This window comes from Mangrovimonas futianensis (assembly GCF_021245805.1).
In the GTDB taxonomy this organism is placed as follows: domain Bacteria; phylum Bacteroidota; class Bacteroidia; order Flavobacteriales; family Flavobacteriaceae; genus Mangrovimonas; species Mangrovimonas futianensis.
In genome coordinates, this window is sequence record NZ_JAJJNF010000005.1 from 168571 (window position 1) to 186163 (window position 17593).

The window sequence follows — 17593 nt, forward strand, 5'->3', positions numbered from 1 at the left end:
ACTCATTCCTTTTTTAGTTTGATGAAATCATTTTCAAATGCTCTGTTTTTTTGAAATAGCCAAAGGGAAAAAAACAATACAATGTAATTATCAAAATAATTATGACTTACTAATAAAAAGGTAACCAATATCAATGCAATATATAAATGTTCTGGTTGTTTAAAAAAGTGTTTGGCACTTTTAACTAGTTGTCTGATGTATATAAAAATTAAAATGACAAAAGGTATAAACCCTGAGTCTCCCAATACCATCAAATAGGTGTTGTGAACCCCAGTAATCACGCCAACTGAGTCATTTTCATGTCCATGCGTTGCCTTATAGCCATTACCAAAAAGTAAATGATTTAGTATGGGGGTTTTATACAGGGCCCAAGTTTCCTCCCTAGATTCTTTTGTAATCGTTTGAGTATCTACATCATCTGAAAAGACACTTTGAAGGGCTTGGAAACGAGCGGTGTTTAATTTTAAGTTTCCGCTGGAAAGTACCAGTACAAAGGCCATAGCTCCAAAAAGGATACCTATTAAATTTGATTTTTTATAGAGTGCTGATAATAGAGCAATAAGCGTTAAGGTGATTAAAAAATACCTTGAAAGCGTCATGATTCCTCCAGCAATACACAAAAATTGAAAAACAATTCGCAGTTTGACATTACTTACAGCAAATGCAAACGCAAATCCCAGAAGCGCAATAAGGCCTGCGTTGTTGGGGTTTATATAAAATCCACTGTATCTTCCGTAGTCATTAGGGAATGCAATAGTATTTACAATAATGCTAAAAGAACCAATGGATAAATAAAGTGCAATTTCTTTAGGTGAGGCTTGATTTGCCAAGGTACTGGCAGTGATAATAAAAACCAAAAACTTGATTAAATCAATGATGTAATTATTGGTTGGCCCATAATATTGAAAAACAGAAATAACAAAATAGGACAATCCTAAAATGAGCAATAAAAATTCAGGTTTGGTTTTCTCAGAAATAAAATAATAGAAAACCAATAGAGCCAACATTAAGTAGCTTAATGCGCTTCCCAACCCTTCACTAACATGTATAAGAGCAAAGCTATCTAGCTTCAATAGTAGAAGTATAAGAATGATATTTCTAATAACTAGATTCATGTTTTTTGCAACTTTTTGGAATACATGTAAAAGACTCCAAATTTCAAGGCTTCAATCACGGTGGTACATAAGGCTATCCCCATGACCCCATACAATTTCATAAAAATATAGTTGAAGATAATATTTAAAAGAAGACTAATGAAAGATACAATAGCCATAAATGTATTTTTGTTGATGCCCGTTAAAAACCTCACTAATACATCTGTACATATTGAAAATGGAAGTGCCAAAAAGTAAACAATTTGAATCAAGCCTACTGTATTGGTGTCATTGGCGGTAAAGGCGCCTCTTTCAAATAAAATTTCGATAACAAAATAGGATAGGAAACATAGAGGAATGATTACTACTAAAATGCCTCCAAACAAAACCTTTATGATGGTATACAGTCTTTCATAAGCAGTTTCTTTATTGTATAAAATGAGTTTTGAAAAATAGGGAAGAAGGACATTTCCTAGCGCCACAATAGCTATCGCCGAAATAAAGGCAGGCACTTTATAACCATAATTTAAGGCGGTAATGGAGCCTATGGCCAATTGTCCGGCAAAATACTGATCGGTAGCAGGGACCATTCCGGTTAAAAAGCTAGATGTGATTCTGGCCGGAAACTCCCTTAACATCATTCGGGTATTTTTACTGGTAAAATCAGGGGTTGAGAACTTGATAATACCCTTTCGTAAACTAACAATTAGGAGAAAGATAAATTCAGCAAAAGAACCTAATAGCATACCAACTGCCAGCACGCGTTCTTGCAATATATTTTGAAAGCCCAAAAGACAAACAAGCATCAATATGGATGTCAGAATGGGGTAGACAGAGGAGTATTTAAACTCGTCAAAAATATTTAGAATACCACTTAGAAGGGCATTTAATCCCCAGATGACTAAACAAGGGGCTAGATAATAAAATTGAATCTTAACCAAGCCGTAATAGGATTCTGTATGGTCTGGAAAGAAAATATCTAAGTAAAAGTCTGTGAAAAAAAAGGAAATAAGGGTAAAAATGAGTCCAAGGCCAATGGTTATAACAAAACTCACTGTTTGAAATGAGGCGGCTTCTTTTTTTTCTTTTAATTCTGCAATGTAATTTGGAATAAAAACCGATTTGAAAGAAATTAAAAATACTTGGTTAATCAGGCCAGGAATCAACAAAGCGATATAAAAAGTATCCAGTAACTCTGAAAGACCAAACTCCTCTGCAACTTTTACTTCTTTGTAAAACCCAACAAATTTTACCAAAATGGTAATGATGGCAACTACAGCAATGTTAGAAACCGTTTTATTCTGGATTATTTTATTAATTTGATTTTTCAACATGAAAACTATTCTCTAGTAATAACAATGTTTTTGATGGGCCAAACCATATTAAAAACAGCCTTGAATAAAGGACTTTCAATAGATTGATTGTAGTCTTTTCTTTTATAGGGCAGGTATTTTGAGGCTAGCAATAAATAATAAATCCACTTTAAAAAAAGTTTGGGATTTTTATTGAAATCTTTTTGAAACCAATTGAGAATTCCAAGGGCATATACTGCTAATCCCAATGGATTATTTTTTCTTGTTCCACTTGAAATATTTTGGTCATTCTCGTCTATGTAATAAGTCCTTAAAAAATCATTGAAATAATAAGTGTCATAATTGAGTTTAGAAAGAAAACACCAAAGAACACCTTCTGGGATATAACCTTGACTATATAATTTTGTGCTTAGTTCGATATTTCTTAAAATACTGGTTTTTACCAATCCCCATTTTTCTTTTTGATACTTTTCGTCTAGCATATTCTTGAAAGTGGAACTGTAGTAAGGATCTGTTTCGAAAGTATCCCCAACAGGATTTCCAAATTGATCTTTACACATACAGGTCATGCTACTAACTCGAGGTTTTATGTTATCGGGTATTTCCTGGTATCTCGAGTTAAATACTTCAAGAGAGTTATCTTCACATTCATCATCAGAATCGAGTGTTAAAAACAGTTCGCCCTTAGCTAATGAAAAACCTTGAATGAGGCATGCCATTTTATGGCGATTGGTCTCATTGTTAACATAGTTCACCGGAAAGTTTGCGGATTTAATAAGTTCCCTAATGACTTCATCTGAATTGTCTTTAGAGCCATCATTGATAATTAAAAGCTCAAAGTCTTTGAATGTTTGATTTTTGAGGGAATCAAAAACTCTATGAACAGTTTTCGCTCTATTGTAAACTGGTGTGAACACTGTGAATTTATACAAAAATTCATCCTGCTTTTGATTCTCGCTATATGTGGGTAATAATGTTCTTAAATCCATCATTTCAAGGTGTTTTCAATTAAATCTTCCCATTTTTTTAAGGCGATATCTGGCATGAACCGGTTTACGGATACGCTGGCAGCTCTTCCTAATTGATTTCTTAAATCTGAATTGTTCATTAATCGATTTAATTCATCGATCAATTTTTGTTCATCGTTTGTAGGTATTAAAATGCCATTATGGTTATTGACGATCAATTCATTAGGCCCGGAAGGACAATCAGTTGAAATACATGGCATTTCAAAATACATGGCTTCAATCAAGACGTTGGGAGAGCCCTCAAAATTTGAAGTTAAAATAAAAATGCCTTCTTGACTTAAAAAAGGAGAAACATCCTTTATGGCTCCTAAAAAAGAAACTTGGGACTCAATTTTTAATGTATAGGATAGTTCTTTATAATAATCTAAAAGACTGCCCGAACCAATGATCAATAATTCCCAGTCCTTGTGGTTTAATTTACTAAATGCCCGTAAAAGAAGTTCTTGGTTTTTTTGAGATTCCAATCTTCCAATGCTCAAAATAGAATTGTTCCTTTTTAATGCTACGTTTTTTTTACTAATTAAATGCTCTGAAAGGGGGTTTTCAATAATTTTCAACTTATTGTCTTTCAATGACCTCTTAAAGTAATTTTTAATTTCCTCAGTTTGAACTACTAAAATGGTTGTGTACTTATAACTATGTCTCACCAAGAATTGCCAGGGTTTGTTTAAGGCGTATTTTGGATGAATACGTTCACTTATTATCGACGGAATGTTTAATATCTTCGACAAAATAACCGTATAGAAATTAGCCGTGGTGGTGAAACTAAGTATTAAATCGGCATTTATGTCTGAAACTTTACGTTTTAGACGGCTAAATAATTGAAAATGAATTTTTAAGGACGTTAGCCTATTGACATTTGATCGATATTCTTCAAGACAATAGTTAACTTTAATTGAAGGATGTAGATCATAAAATATCAAATCTTTATAGAGGGTAAAAATGTATATATTATATCTGTTTGCCAAGTGGTTAGCAATATTGGAAAACACACGTTCTGCACCACCTGGGGTAAGACTGGGTATGACTAATGCCAATGTAGGCTTTTTTATAGGTTGGTTTTGGGTCATTGTTTCGCTTTTAAAAAGCTAAAACTAAATTAGTTAAATATGGAATATTGTTCCTAATTATTTAGATAAAAAACTATATTTGCACCCCGAATGACTTCAATAAGGTCTTATTCCCATTTTGAATCTTCAATTATCCTTTAAAAGTAGAAAAACCGCTACATTTCTGCTTATAATGGATGTGCAATATCCTCTCTGAAAAAAAATATCCGACGAAATACGTAACTATACGATTAAGAGGTTGTTAAATCCTACAAAATACACTAAAAGTAGGAATTAACTTGTTTAATTGATGTAGTTCGTCGAATAAGTTTAAACCTCTTATTTTTTTTTTAAGTCGTTTAATAGTTTAGCCTCGATTAATAGCAAAATCCCCGAGAATGAATGTAACTGTATGGATTAAATTCCTATGCTCTAGGAATTTATATGTTGTCTTGAGTCTATTCTTAACTTTAAACCTACTTTCTCAAAATTATCCGCCTCAGGAAAATTTGAACAATATTGATTATTCTGCTTATCAAGCCCCTAGTTCTAGTTTACCAGGTTACTTATCAGAAGTGACCGGTAGTACTTACGGAAATTCAATTACAAGGGTAAGTGACAAAGGAGTTTTTGGAACAACCTCAGCAAGATTGCGACATAATTATGCCGTAGATCAGGTTTGGAACTCTGATGGATCGCTGATTAAATTGGCAGGATATCCAGCAGCCATTTTAGATGGCGAAACTTATGAATTTTTATATTGGGCTAATATTCCTTCTTATGGAAGATGGAGTAATACACAACCCAATATTATTTATGGTACTTCTGGTAATAAGTTTGTTCAGTATAATGTAAGTACAGATCAAACAACTGTATTACATACCTTTTCTAATTATTCAAGTATTGATTTTGGATATGGTGAAGGAACCCAAGATAACAATGACCAATACGTTGGACTTATTGGGAATGGAAACACTCTTATTGTTTACGACATCCAAAATGATAACGTAGTCGGAACCAAAAATATTCCAGATGGTGATTTGGATTGGTTTAGTGTTAGTTCCTTAGGAAATTATGCCATAGCTTCTTGGCGTCCTGATGGTAGCGGTACCACTCAAGGAATGAAAAGATATAACATAGATATGACCAATGAAACCCATATTTATGATTATACGGCCCATGGTGATTTCGGAATTGATGCTAGTGGTAATGAGGTTTTTGTTCAATATGGAAATGATTCCACTTGGAATGATGAATACTACTTAGTGATGATTAAGTTTAGCAATGCCCAAATCACGCCTCTTTATTATTACCCACAATCTATTCATGGTGAGTCAGGTATTTGGGGAGGACATATTTCCTGTAGAAATATCAATAGACCAGGTTGGGCCTATGTTTCAGAGGGTTGTTGTACCGATCATCCGACCGCTTCAAGAGAAATTTTTGCAATAAAATTAGATGCTTCTAATACGGTTGAGAGATATGCAAAACATCATTCAGACTATGATTCTGGATATGGCCATGAGTCGATGGCGGTTCCAAATAGAAATGGAACTAAAGTAATTTTTGCAAGTAATTGGAATAATTCTGGTCTAATGAATGATGCTAATCCTCCTGCTTGGATTGTTTCTGTGCCACAGGCTGGTTCAACACCAACTGTTGTAGCTTCAGCTGGCGAAGATGTGGATATTTGTGAAGGCGGAACCACAACCTTAACGGCGAATGGAGGTAGTTCTTATGTTTGGAGTACAGGTGCTACTTCACAAAGTATTGAGGTTTCACCCGATGAAACTACGGTGTATTCTGTGACTGTTTCTCAGGGTGGTGTTTCTGACTCTGATGAAGTACAAGTAACTGTTAATCCGTTACCAACGGCAAATGCAGGAGAAGGTGTAACCATCTGTGAAGGTGAATCCGTTTCTATTACGGCAACAGGCGGTAACTCATATGAGTGGAGTAATGGATCGACAAATGCTACTACAACTGTAAGTCCAAATAGTACTACTACGTATACTGTAACTGTAGTTGAGAATGGATGTAGTAGTGAAGATGAAATAACAGTAACCGTAAATCCATTACCTGAAATTAATTTAGGTTCAGATATTACTATTGAACAAGGGGAAACGGCAAATTTATCAGTGAATGCTGAAGGCTCTATTGAATGGAGTACAGGTGAAACCACCAATGAGATTGTTGTCAATCCTAATCAAACAACAACTTATGTTGTTTATGTAACTAGTAATGGTTGTACTTCAGAGGATAGTATAACAGTAAATGTAAATCAAATTCAAGTTGTTGCCTCTGCAGGTGAAAATGTTGCTATTTGTGAAGGAGGAACCACGACCTTGACAGCGAGTGGAGGAAGTTCCTACGAATGGAGTACAGGTGCCACTACCCAAAGTATTGATGTTTCTCCAGATGAAACCACTGTTTATACAGTAATTGTTTCTGAAGGAAGTGTGTCAGATTCGGCTGAAGTACAAGTAACGGTAAACGCCTTACCAACAGCCGATGCAGGATCAGATGTGAGCATGGAGGTAGGATCCACAGTTGTGTTGACCGCAACGGGTGGTGAGAGCTATCAGTGGAGCAACGGGGCAACGACCCAGAGTGTTGAGGTAAGCCCATCGGCAACTACAACCTATGAGGTAACGGTAACAACCGGCGAATGTTCTTCCACGGATTCAGTAACGGTTACAGTGACCCAACCAGAGACACCAGAATTGGTTGTATCTGCAGGAGATGATGTAACCATCTGTGAGGGAAGTACTGCTGTATTGACCGCATCAGAAGGAGAGAGCTATCAGTGGAACAATGGTGCCACTACCCAAAGTATTGAGGTATCACCAAATACCACTACAGAATATACAGTGACCGTGAGCCAAGGTGAGCAGAGCGGAAGCGCCAGTGTGACTGTCAACGTTAATGCTTTACCAACAGCAGATGCAGGATCAGATGTGAGTATGGAGGTAGGATCCACAGTTGTGTTGACCGCAACGGGTGGTGAGAGCTATCAGTGGAGCAACGGGGCAACGACCCAGAGTGTTGAGGTAAGCCCATCGGCAACTACAACCTATGAGGTAACGGTAACAACCGGCGAATGTTCTTCCACGGATTCAGTAACGGTTACAGTGACCCAACCAGAGACACCAGAATTGGTTGTATCTGCAGGAGATGATGTAACCATCTGTGAAGGAAGTACTGCTGTGTTGACCGCATCAGAAGGAGAGAGCTATCAGTGGAACAATGGTGCCACTACCCAAAGTATTGAGGTATCACCAAATACCACTACAGAATATACAGTGACCGTGAGCCAAGGTGAGCAGAGCGGAAGCGCCAGTGTGACTGTCAACGTCAATGCCTTACCAACTGCTGATGCAGGAACAGATGTGAGTATGGAAGTAGGATCCACCGTTGTGTTGACCGCAACCGGTGGTGAGAGCTATCAGTGGAGCAACGGGGCAACGACCCAAAGTATTGAGGTGAGTCCATCGGCAACCACGACCTATGAGGTAACGGTAACAACCGGCGAATGTACTTCAATAGATAGTGTAATTGTTAATGTAGTTCCTTTAGTGAATGCATATGCAGGAGAAGATGAAGAAATTTGTTTGGGAGAAAGTGTTGAATTATTTGCGGAAGGTGGACTAACTTATCTTTGGAGCAATGGTGCGACAACACAAAGCATAGATGTAAGTCCAGATGAAACTACAGAATATTTTGTGGTAGTGTCAAATGGGATTAATTCTCAAACCGATAGTGTTATGGTTTTGGTGGATCAGGATTGTAACAACTTAGGTAGTGGTTCGGACTCTGGAGAACAAAATTATGCTTTTGATTTTTCAGTATTTCCTAATCCTACAAAGAACTTTATTCATATTAAAGTGAGAGGAGGCGCTGAAAGAATTACGGCCATTTACCTTCACGATATGATGGGGAATATTTTAATTAATGAAGCTATAAACGCAACTTCAAGTACTTTCAATAAAAAATATGATTTGAGTCATTTTCAAAATGGTATGTATGTATTAACCATAAAACAAGGAGGGAACTCTTATACGAAGAAAATTATTTTAAATCAGTAAAAGAATTTTAGAAGTAAAATAAGAAAGGGAGCATATCGCTCCCTTTTCTATTTTTTATAGGAAAGAATTGAAACTAAACTGTCACAATTTTCGACCATGATTTCTTTCTCTTCAAACTTAATCTTATAAACACCACAAGGTTCTTTTCTTGGTTCGCTTTCAGAAAAAACAATATCTCCTTGTTGCAAAACGGAGGAAATGTCTAGACTGTCAATGGAACCAGAACCAATTTGTGATTGAATGATCTCGGAATATTTTAAAGGCTTTGATTGTATGTTTTTTTTAACTCTGGCTTCGGGACCGTAATCACAGGATACCTTCTTTCCACTTAAGAAGAAGGCCAAAAGAATGAGGCCAATTGAAAATCCTCCCAAGTAATACCCCAGACGATGTATGAATTTCATTAAAAATGAATTAGATTAAAAAATAAGAAGGTTGATATCGCTGTGTTTTAAATCAAACCATTCTCCTACGGCTTTATTTGTTAAAATGCCGTGGTAAAAATACAATCCATTTTTCAAACCTTTGTCAAATCTTAATGAATTTTCCAGACCTCCATCATCGGCAATTTTCAATAAATAAGGCGTAAACATGTTACTGATTGAAATAGAGGCTGTTCTCGAAAATCTGGCCGGGATATTAGGAACACAATAGTGTACGACGCCATGCTTAGTAAATGTTGGGGTTTTATGTGTGGTTACTTCACTAGTTTCAACACAACCACCCATGTCAATACTAACATCAATAATAACAGAGCCAGGTTTCATGCATTCAACCATTGTTTCTGTAACTAAAATAGGTGAACGATCCTTACCTCTTACGGCGCCAATAACAACGTCACAGCGTTTAAGTGCTTTTAATAAATTTTTAGGCTGAAGTGTGGATGTAAAAAGAGGTCTGCCTAAATTGGTTTGAATACCTCGTAGTCTAGTGATGGAATTGTCAAAGATTTTGATGTTTGCACCCAGTCCCATAGCACTTCGAGCAGCAAACTCACCAACAGTTCCTGCACCCAAAATGACAACTTCAATAGGTGGTACACCACTAACATTCCCAAACATTAAACCGTTACCATCATTAACATTACTTAATAATTCAGCAGCTATCAATACAGAAGCAGTTCCAGCTATTTCGCTTAATGATTTAACAGCAGGATAAGCGCCATCTTCATCTTTTATAAATTCAAATGCTAAAGCAGTAACTCTTTTAGAAGCTAGGACCTCAAAATATTTTTTGCTTTGAGTTTTTAATTGCAAAGCTGAAATTAAAATAGATTGGGGATTAATCAGTTTTATTTGCTCTAGGGTAGGGGGTTCTATCTTTAAAATTATAGGGCATCCGTAGACTTTGGCTTGATCATTTGTTATTTCTGCTCCGGCTTCTGAATAATCAGTATCAGTAAAATTGGCGCCAAACCCAGCGCCAGACTCAATTAAAACTCTGTGGCCATTGTTTATTAATGCTGAAACGGCATCAGGGGTTAAGCAGACACGTTTTTCTTGGTAGGCCGTTTCCTTTGGAATACCAATAAAGAGGGCACTTTTATGTTTAAGAATTTCTAAAGTTTCCTCTTGGGGTATGAGTTCGTGTTTAGAAAATGGCGAAAAAGATTTTGACATGATAGCTTAATAAAATAAAAGTCAAAATACAATTAAATTTTGAAAGTAAATAGGCCGTAATTAAAAATACTGTTTGATTTTACCCCAAAGGGTGGTAGGTTTAATTTTGAACTCCTCTTCTAGGTCTTCCATAGATTTATCAACCGTATTCAATTTGTTGAACATTTGGGCTCTTATTAAATAAATAGAAGGTATAATAATAGCCATTACAGGTAATAAATACAAAAGCTCGTTCTCATCTGCAAAAGAAAGATCATCATCAAAAATGACTATTATTTGATAAATAAACATTCCTATTGGAATCAATAAGACATGGTACCACCAATGACGACAAGTGAAAAACCAAATCAACATTAAAAAGAGAGGAATAAACTTACTAGCTAAAGTCCATGCCAAAACGAATACACTTTCATAATATAGGCTCTCGTACCTAAACAAAAAAGTGTCCCAAACTTTAACGTCAGGAACACTTTCATATAAATTAAAAACGAATGGGGTAATAGCAATTAATGTAGCTATTATACTACCAAGTATTACTCCATCACTTTTGGTCCTACTGACCTGGAACTTTAATTCTGCTCTTTTCGATTTTTGGTGCATCTTTAAATAAGTTAGTTGCTTGAGCTGTGAACAGCATTCCACCAAAAATTGCAATTGCGATTACATACTTCTTAGTTTTCATAATAATAAGGGATTAATTAATTAATTATATCCCAAAAGTATGTAGAGACCTTCTGTTTAGTTGTCTCGAAATGTTAAAATTATGTTAAAAACATAACTTTTTGGATTTTTCATTACGGTAAAAACCGTAAGTCGTGCATTTTTTGGCAGATTGGGTTCTTTATTTTATGCTTTCAATCTTAAATTTCTACTATTATCTTTATTAATGTTTAATTCGATTTTATCATAATCATCCAGCAAATCTTCTATTAATTCAGGCCATTCAATGATATTCCAATGTCCAGAATACAAATAATCTTCAATACCAAAATTATAGGCCTCCTCAATATCATTAAGTCTATATAAGTCGAAATGATAAATTTTACCATTGGCTAAATGATATTCATTTACAATGGAGAAGGTTGGGCTGGAAACTTCATCATTACTTCCTAGTTGTTTAACTAAAGATTTGATGAGGGTAGTTTTGCCGGTGCCCATACTACCTATGAGGATTATTGTTTTGGTTTTCAGATTTGCAAGAACTTCTTTTGCAACATCTTCTAAATCAGAAATTAAATAGTTGGTATCCAAAATTTGAGACATTACTTGACAATATTAAGAATAAAATGTGATAATACCCAAAAAAAAATGTATTTCATCGGATTTTTATGCATTATAAGGATTTATTTCGGACTCAGTTTAATGAATGGAATAACCATTTCCTCTAGCGAAACCCCCCCATGTTGGTAAGTGTTTCTGTAATATCCTACATAATGATTGTAATTATTAGGATAAGCAAAAAACATATCTTCTTTGGCAAAAATAAAGGAGCTGCTCATATTTATGGAAGGTAAATGAACTGATTTTGGGTCCTTAACAACCAAAACCTCTTTTTCTTCATAAGTTAAACTCCTTCCTGTTTTGTATCTAAGGTTTAAACTTGTGTCCTTATCACCAATGACTTTTGATGGCCTTTTTACATTTATGGTCCCGTGGTCTGTGGTTAGCAGTAATTTAAAACCTAGTTGTTGAGCTTGTTGTATCATTTCCAGCAAAGGAGAGTTTTTAAACCAGCTTTGTGTTAGGGAGCGATATGCTTTATCATTGGAGGCCAATTCTTTTACAACTTCCATTTCGGTCTTGGCATGCGATAGCATATCCACAAAATTGTACACGATCACTGTTAGGTCGTTATCTTTTAAAGATTTGAAGTTTTCAGTTAACTTTTTACCTGTTTTTAGATTGGTAATTTTATGGTATTCATACTTATAATCATTCAAGCCAAGACGTTTCATTTGAGCCTCAAGAAAGTTGGCTTCGTGCAGGTTCTTTCCGCCATCGTCAGTATCATTTTTCCATAGATCGGGATGTCTTTTTTCCATGTCACTGGGCATTAGTCCAGAGAAAATAGCATTTCTGGCATATTGGGTGGCTGTAGGAAGAATACTGAAATAGGGTTCTTCAGATTCCTTTTTATAGTACTGCGAAATAATTGGTTCAAATGCTTTCCATTGGTCATATCTCAAGTTATCAATGACTATTAATAAGGTAGGCTGGTCTTTTGATAATTCAGGGACTACCCATTTTTTCATTAAAGTATGAGACATGACAGGGGCATCATGATTGTTTTTAAACCATTCAGAATACCTTTTATCAATAAATTTTCCAAATTGAATGTTAGCTTCCGTTTTTTGTGATTCTAAAATCTCAAACATACCGGCATCTTCAATGTTTTCTAGCTCCATTTCCCAATAAATGAGTTTTTGATACAAAGTGGCCCATTCTTCATAAGAGTTCACCATAGATAAATCCATAGCTATTTTTCTAAACTCTTGTTGATAATTGGAAGTAGTTTTTTCAGAAACTAAACGGGAATGATCCAAATTCTTCTTTAAACTCAATAAAATTTGATTGGGATTGACTGGTTTAATGAGGTAGTCAGCAATTTTGTTGCCTATGGCTTCTTCCATAATATATTCTTCCTCACTTTTAGTTATCATAACGACCGGTAAAGTGCTTCTTTTCTCTTTGATTTCATTTAAGGTTTCCAATCCAGTAAGTCCCGGCATGTTCTCATCCAAAAAGACAATATCAAATGTTTTTTCTTCTAAAGCATCCAAAGCTTCACTGCCACTTTTACAAGTGGTTACTTTGTAATTCTTTTTTTCAAGAAAAAGGATGTGAGGTTTGAGAAGGTCAATTTCATCATCAACCCAAAGAATATTTATATGGTTCATGTATATTTGTTTAACTAATTAATGTTTCAAAGATTGAGAGTGCAAAACAAACTCAAAATATTTAACGATCCAATTTACGGATTTATTACCATTCCAAATTCGCTGATTTATGATTTGATTGAGCATAAATTTTTCCAAAGACTTAGAAGAATTTCTCAAATGGGTTTGTCATATCTCGTTTATCCAGGGGCTCATCATACACGGTTTCATCATGCTTTAGGTTGTATGCATTTAATGCAAAAAGCTGTTAATGTACTTCGCTTTAAGGGTGTTGAGATTTCTGAAGAGGAAGAGCAGGCACTTTATATAGCCATTTTATTACATGATATTGGACATGGTCCATTCTCTCATGCTATGGAAAATAGTATTGTTAATAATGTATCTCATGAACAGATTTCCTTGATGTTTATGGAACATTTGAATGATAAGTTTAACTCAAGTTTAACGCTTGCAATCCAAATCTTCAAGGGGAAATATCAACGTCGTTTTTTATGTCAGCTCATCTCAAGTCAATTAGATATGGATCGAGCAGATTATTTAAAAAGAGATAGTTTTTACAGTGGTGTAGCTGAAGGAAATATAAATAGTGAGCGACTAATTACCATGTTGCATGTTGTAGATGATGAACTGGTTGTAGAGGAAAAGGGGATTTATAGTGTAGAGAAGTTTTTAGTAGCAAGACGATTGATGTATTGGCAAACCTACTTGCACAAAACTAGTTTGGTAGCAGAGCAATTATTAATAAGGATGTTGCAAAGAGCCAAAGAATTGACTCATGAAGGGGAAACACTCAAATGCACTGAGGCTTTACAGTATTTTTTATCGAATGATATCCGTATAGAGAATTTCGATTCAAATACTCTTGAAGTATTTGCAAGATTGGATGATTATGATATCATATCGGCCATGAAAGAATGGCAATATCATTCGGATTTTGTTTTGAGGAATTTATCTGATATGATTATTAATAGGGATCTATTAAAGATAAAATTAAAAAAGAAAAAAGTTCAAAAAGAGAAATTGGTGTTTCATAGAAGTAAGTTAATGGAGAAGTATAACATCTCTGAAAAAGAGGTTTCTTACTTTGTTTTTACAGGCGAAATATCAAACCAAGCCTATCAAATGAAAAAGGACCATATTAATATTTTGTATAAATCAGGAAAGATAGAAAACATCATCAAAGCATCCGATCAATTAAACCTAAAAGCCCTTTCAAAACCAGTAACAAAATTCTATATGTGTTATCCTAAAGAAAAACTTTAGGACTTTTTTTTATATTTTTGCGACAATGAAATTTACAGCACATCAGATAGCGGGAATTTTAGAAGGAGACATTGAGGGTAACCCCGATGTTGAAGTATCTAAACTTTCAAAAATAGAGGAAGGCACTGAAGGCTCTCTTACCTTTTTGGCCAATCCGAAATACCAATCATATATCTATTCTACACAGGCTTCTATCACCATAGTTAATAAGACATTTTCACCAGAACATGACTTGTCAACGACTTTAATTAAGGTAGATGATGCCTATAAATCCTTTTCAAAATTGTTGGAATATTACAACATGGTTAAATTGAATAAGGAAGGAATAGAGCAACCGGTGTTTATGTCGGAAACGGCACAGCATGGTGAAAAGATTTATATTGGCGCCTTTACGTATTTGGGTGAAAATGTCAAGATTGGCAATAATGTCAAAATTTTTCCAAATGCCTACATAGGAGATAATGTAGAGATAGGTGATAATACCATCATATTTTCGGGAGCCAAAATTTATTCAGAATGTAAGGTAGGAAGTAACTGCGTGATTAATTCTGGAGTAATCATTGGTGCGGATGGATTTGGATTTGCGCCTAATGAAAATGGCGAATATTCCAAAGTGCCACAAACAGGAAATGTTATTATAGAAGATTTTGTTGATGTAGGGGCAGGTACAACTATTGATAGGGCAACATTAGGTTCGACCATTATAAGAAGAGGTGTTAAATTGGATAACCAAATCCAAATAGCCCATAATGTAGAAATAGGTAGAAATACCGTAATAGCTGCACAAACCGGAATTGCTGGTTCAACAAAAATTGGAGAAAATTGTCAAATTGGTGGGCAAGTAGGAATTGTGGGACACATTGTTATAGGAAACAATGTAAAGATTCAAGCACAATCTGGAATAGGAAGAAATATTAAAGACAATGAAATGTTGCAAGGATCGCCAGCGCTTAATTATGGTGAATTCAACAAATCATATGTTCACTTTAAGAACTTCCCTAAAATAGTTAAAAACATAAACGATATTGAAAAGAAAATAAATGGCAATAGTTAATACGGAAGTTAAACAAAAAACCATTAAGGACTCCATTTCTTTAAAAGGAGTTGGTTTGCATACAGGAACTGAGGTTACTTTAACCTTTCAGCCTGCTCCTGAAAATTTCGGGTTTGCTTTTAAAAGAATAGATTTGGAAGGCACTCCTATCATTGAAGCGGATGTTAATTATGTTACCAATACCCAAAGAGGAACTTGCTTAGAGAAAAATGGAGTGACAATACAAACGTCAGAGCACGTTTTGGCAGCATTAGTGGGAATGGATATTGATAATGCCATCATCGAGTTAGATGCCTCAGAACCTCCAATTATGGATGGGTCTTCTAAGTTTTTTGTAGAAGCTCTAGAAAAAGTAGGGATCGTAGAGCAGGATGCTTTCAGGGAAGAGTTTGTAGTAAGTGATGTGATTTCTTATACCGATGAAGACACTGGAAGTGAAATATTGGTTATGCCATCCAACGAGTATCAAATCACAACCATGGTAGATTTTGGCACCAAAGTTTTGGGAACCCAAAATGCCACTTTAAACACCATGAGTGATTTTAAAACTGAAATTTCATCTTCAAGAACTTTCAGCTTTTTACATGAATTGGAAACGCTTTTAGAGCATGGACTTATTAAAGGAGGTGACCTAAATAATGCGATAGTTTACGTTGATAAAGAAATTTCTCCGGCGACTATTGATAAACTAAAAATAGCTTTTAATAAAGATTCCATTGCCGTGAAACCCAATGGTATTTTAGACAACTTAACATTGCATTACCCTAATGAAGCGGCAAGACACAAGCTACTTGATGTGGTTGGAGATTTGGCTTTAATAGGTATTAGACTTAAAGGAAAAGTTATAGCAAACAAACCAGGACACTTTGTCAATACACAGTTTGCAAAAAAAATGTCTAAGGTTATCAAGAATGAAAGAAGGAATAATGTTCCTAAAATTGACCTAAATCAAGAGCCTTTGATGGATGTAAATCAAATAATGAATATGTTGCCTCACAGGCAGCCATTCTTATTGATTGACAAAATTTTTAGCTTAACGGATTCTTGTGTTATAGGCATGAAAAATGTGACCATGAACGAACCATTCTTTCAGGGGCATTTTCCAGGGGCTCCAGTTATGCCGGGAGTATTAATAGTAGAAGCCATGGCTCAAACAGGAGGTATTTTAGTGCTAAGCACCGTTCCAGATCCTGAAAATTATCTTACATTTTTTATGAAAATAGATAATGTGAAGTTCAAGCAAAAGGTGGTTCCTGGGGATACCTTAATCTTTAAATGTGATTTATTAACTCCTATTAGACGAGGTATTTGTCATATGCAAGGATATGCTTATGCTAACGGAAAATTATGTGCTGAAGCAGAACTTATGGCACAAATAAGTAAAGTAAAAAACTAAGAAATGAATCAACCTTTAGCATATGTCCATCCGGGCGCCAAAATAGCCAAGAATGTGGTGATCGACCCTTTTACTACCATACATAACAACGTAGTGATTGGTGAAGGAACTTGGATTGGTAGTAATGTAACCATCATGGAGGGAGCGAGAATTGGAAAAAATTGTAATATTTTTCCAGGTGCTGTGATATCAGCTGTTCCTCAAGATCTTAAATATGATGATGAAGATACTCTAACAATTATCGGTGATAATGTGACGATTAGAGAGTGTGTGACCATCAACAGAGGAACTACAGATAAAATGAAAACGGTTGTTGGGGACAATTGTTTAATTATGGCTTATTGCCATATAGCACATGATTGTATCGTGGGAAACAATTGTATATTTTCTAATAACAGTACGCTTGCAGGTCATATCACCGTAGGTGATTATGTAGTACTTGCTGGTATGACTGCTGTACATCAATTCTGCTCTATCGGAAATCATGCCTTCGTAACAGGTGGATCCTTAGTAAGAAAAGATGTGCCTCCTTTTGTTAAAGCTGCACGTGAACCTTTATCCTATGTGGGTATAAATTCAGTAGGACTTAGAAGAAGGGGATTCTCTACAGAGAAAATCAGAGAAATTCAGGATATCTATAGAATTCTGTATCAAAAAAATTATAACAATACTCAGGCTTTTGATATTATTGAAGCTGAAATGGAGGCAACTCCAGAGCGTGATGAAATCTTACAATTCATAAAGAATTCTCATCGCGGAATCATGAAAGGATACGTAAAATCAAGTTAAAATTAT

At 35.2% G+C, this 17593-nt stretch carries 14 protein-coding genes; 5 read left to right on the top strand and 9 right to left on the bottom strand.

Annotated elements, in window-relative coordinates; all coding sequences use genetic code 11:
- Positions 1-2 precede the first annotated feature (2 nt).
- Genes LOK78_RS09750 through LOK78_RS09765 form a run of 4 tightly spaced genes read right to left on the bottom strand, consistent with a single transcriptional unit; the run spans position 3 to position 4505 of the window.
- Positions 3-1115, bottom strand: coding sequence for an O-antigen ligase family protein (locus LOK78_RS09750; protein WP_232634769.1), 1113 nt, complete (start codon positions 1113-1115; stop codon positions 3-5).
- Positions 1112-2428: a murein biosynthesis integral membrane protein MurJ gene (gene murJ / locus LOK78_RS09755; protein ID WP_232634770.1), complete on the bottom strand. Its 1317-nt coding sequence runs from the start codon at positions 2426-2428 to the stop codon at positions 1112-1114. Before murJ ends, LOK78_RS09750 begins: the two co-directional genes overlap by 4 nt.
- Before the next feature lie 5 nt (positions 2429-2433).
- Positions 2434-3399: a glycosyltransferase family 2 protein gene (locus LOK78_RS09760; RefSeq protein WP_232634771.1), complete on the bottom strand. Its 966-nt coding sequence runs from the start codon at positions 3397-3399 to the stop codon at positions 2434-2436.
- Entirely contained in the window at positions 3396-4505 is a 1110-nt protein-coding gene (locus LOK78_RS09765; RefSeq protein ID WP_232634772.1) for a glycosyltransferase family 4 protein, read from the bottom strand. Before LOK78_RS09765 ends, LOK78_RS09760 begins: the two co-directional genes overlap by 4 nt.
- 377 nt (positions 4506-4882) lie before the next feature.
- Here LOK78_RS09765 and LOK78_RS09770 point away from each other — a divergent pair, with 377 nt between their 5' ends.
- Positions 4883-8569, top strand: a complete 3687-nt coding sequence (locus LOK78_RS09770) for a T9SS type A sorting domain-containing protein (protein WP_232634773.1) — start codon at positions 4883-4885, stop codon at positions 8567-8569.
- Between the two features lie 47 nt (positions 8570-8616).
- Here LOK78_RS09770 and LOK78_RS09775 read toward each other — a convergent pair whose 3' ends face one another.
- From LOK78_RS09775 to porX, 5 genes are all read right to left on the bottom strand, one after another.
- The gene (locus tag LOK78_RS09775; protein ID WP_166958476.1) at positions 8617-8973 is read right to left on the bottom strand and encodes a hypothetical protein; all 357 of its coding nucleotides are present in this window, start codon (positions 8971-8973) and stop codon (positions 8617-8619) included.
- 15 nt (positions 8974-8988) lie between these two features.
- Positions 8989-10188 carry an alanine dehydrogenase gene (locus tag LOK78_RS09780; protein ID WP_053970002.1) on the bottom strand — a complete coding sequence of 400 codons (1200 nt, stop codon included), beginning with the start codon at positions 10186-10188 and terminating at the stop codon, positions 8989-8991.
- Between the two features lie 60 nt (positions 10189-10248).
- Complete coding sequence (locus LOK78_RS09785) at positions 10249-10788, bottom strand: hypothetical protein (protein ID WP_232394655.1); 540 nt, start codon at positions 10786-10788, stop codon at positions 10249-10251.
- 246 nt (positions 10789-11034) lie between these two features.
- Positions 11035-11451: a tRNA (adenosine(37)-N6)-threonylcarbamoyltransferase complex ATPase subunit type 1 TsaE gene (gene tsaE, locus LOK78_RS09790; protein WP_232394656.1), complete on the bottom strand. Its 417-nt coding sequence runs from the start codon at positions 11449-11451 to the stop codon at positions 11035-11037.
- An 80-nt stretch (positions 11452-11531) separates the two neighbouring features.
- Entirely contained in the window at positions 11532-13085 is a 1554-nt protein-coding gene (gene porX / locus LOK78_RS09795; protein WP_232394657.1) for a T9SS response regulator signal transducer PorX, read from the bottom strand.
- 33 nt (positions 13086-13118) lie between these two features.
- Here porX and LOK78_RS09800 point away from each other — a divergent pair, with 33 nt between their 5' ends.
- Genes LOK78_RS09800 through lpxA form a run of 4 tightly spaced genes read left to right on the top strand, consistent with a single transcriptional unit; the run spans position 13119 to position 17587 of the window.
- Positions 13119-14348: an HD domain-containing protein gene (locus LOK78_RS09800; RefSeq protein ID WP_232634901.1), complete on the top strand. Its 1230-nt coding sequence runs from the start codon at positions 13119-13121 to the stop codon at positions 14346-14348.
- 25 nt (positions 14349-14373) lie between these two features.
- A complete protein-coding gene (gene lpxD / locus LOK78_RS09805) occupies positions 14374-15402 on the top strand; it encodes a UDP-3-O-(3-hydroxymyristoyl)glucosamine N-acyltransferase (RefSeq protein ID WP_166958467.1) in 1029 nt (342 codons plus the stop codon).
- Positions 15389-16798 carry a bifunctional UDP-3-O-[3-hydroxymyristoyl] N-acetylglucosamine deacetylase/3-hydroxyacyl-ACP dehydratase gene (locus LOK78_RS09810; protein WP_053969997.1) on the top strand — a complete coding sequence of 470 codons (1410 nt, stop codon included), beginning with the start codon at positions 15389-15391 and terminating at the stop codon, positions 16796-16798. Before lpxD ends, LOK78_RS09810 begins: the two co-directional genes overlap by 14 nt.
- 3 nt (positions 16799-16801) lie before the next feature.
- A complete protein-coding gene (lpxA, locus tag LOK78_RS09815; protein ID WP_053969996.1) occupies positions 16802-17587 on the top strand; it encodes an acyl-ACP--UDP-N-acetylglucosamine O-acyltransferase in 786 nt (261 codons plus the stop codon).
- Positions 17588-17593 lie beyond the last annotated feature (6 nt).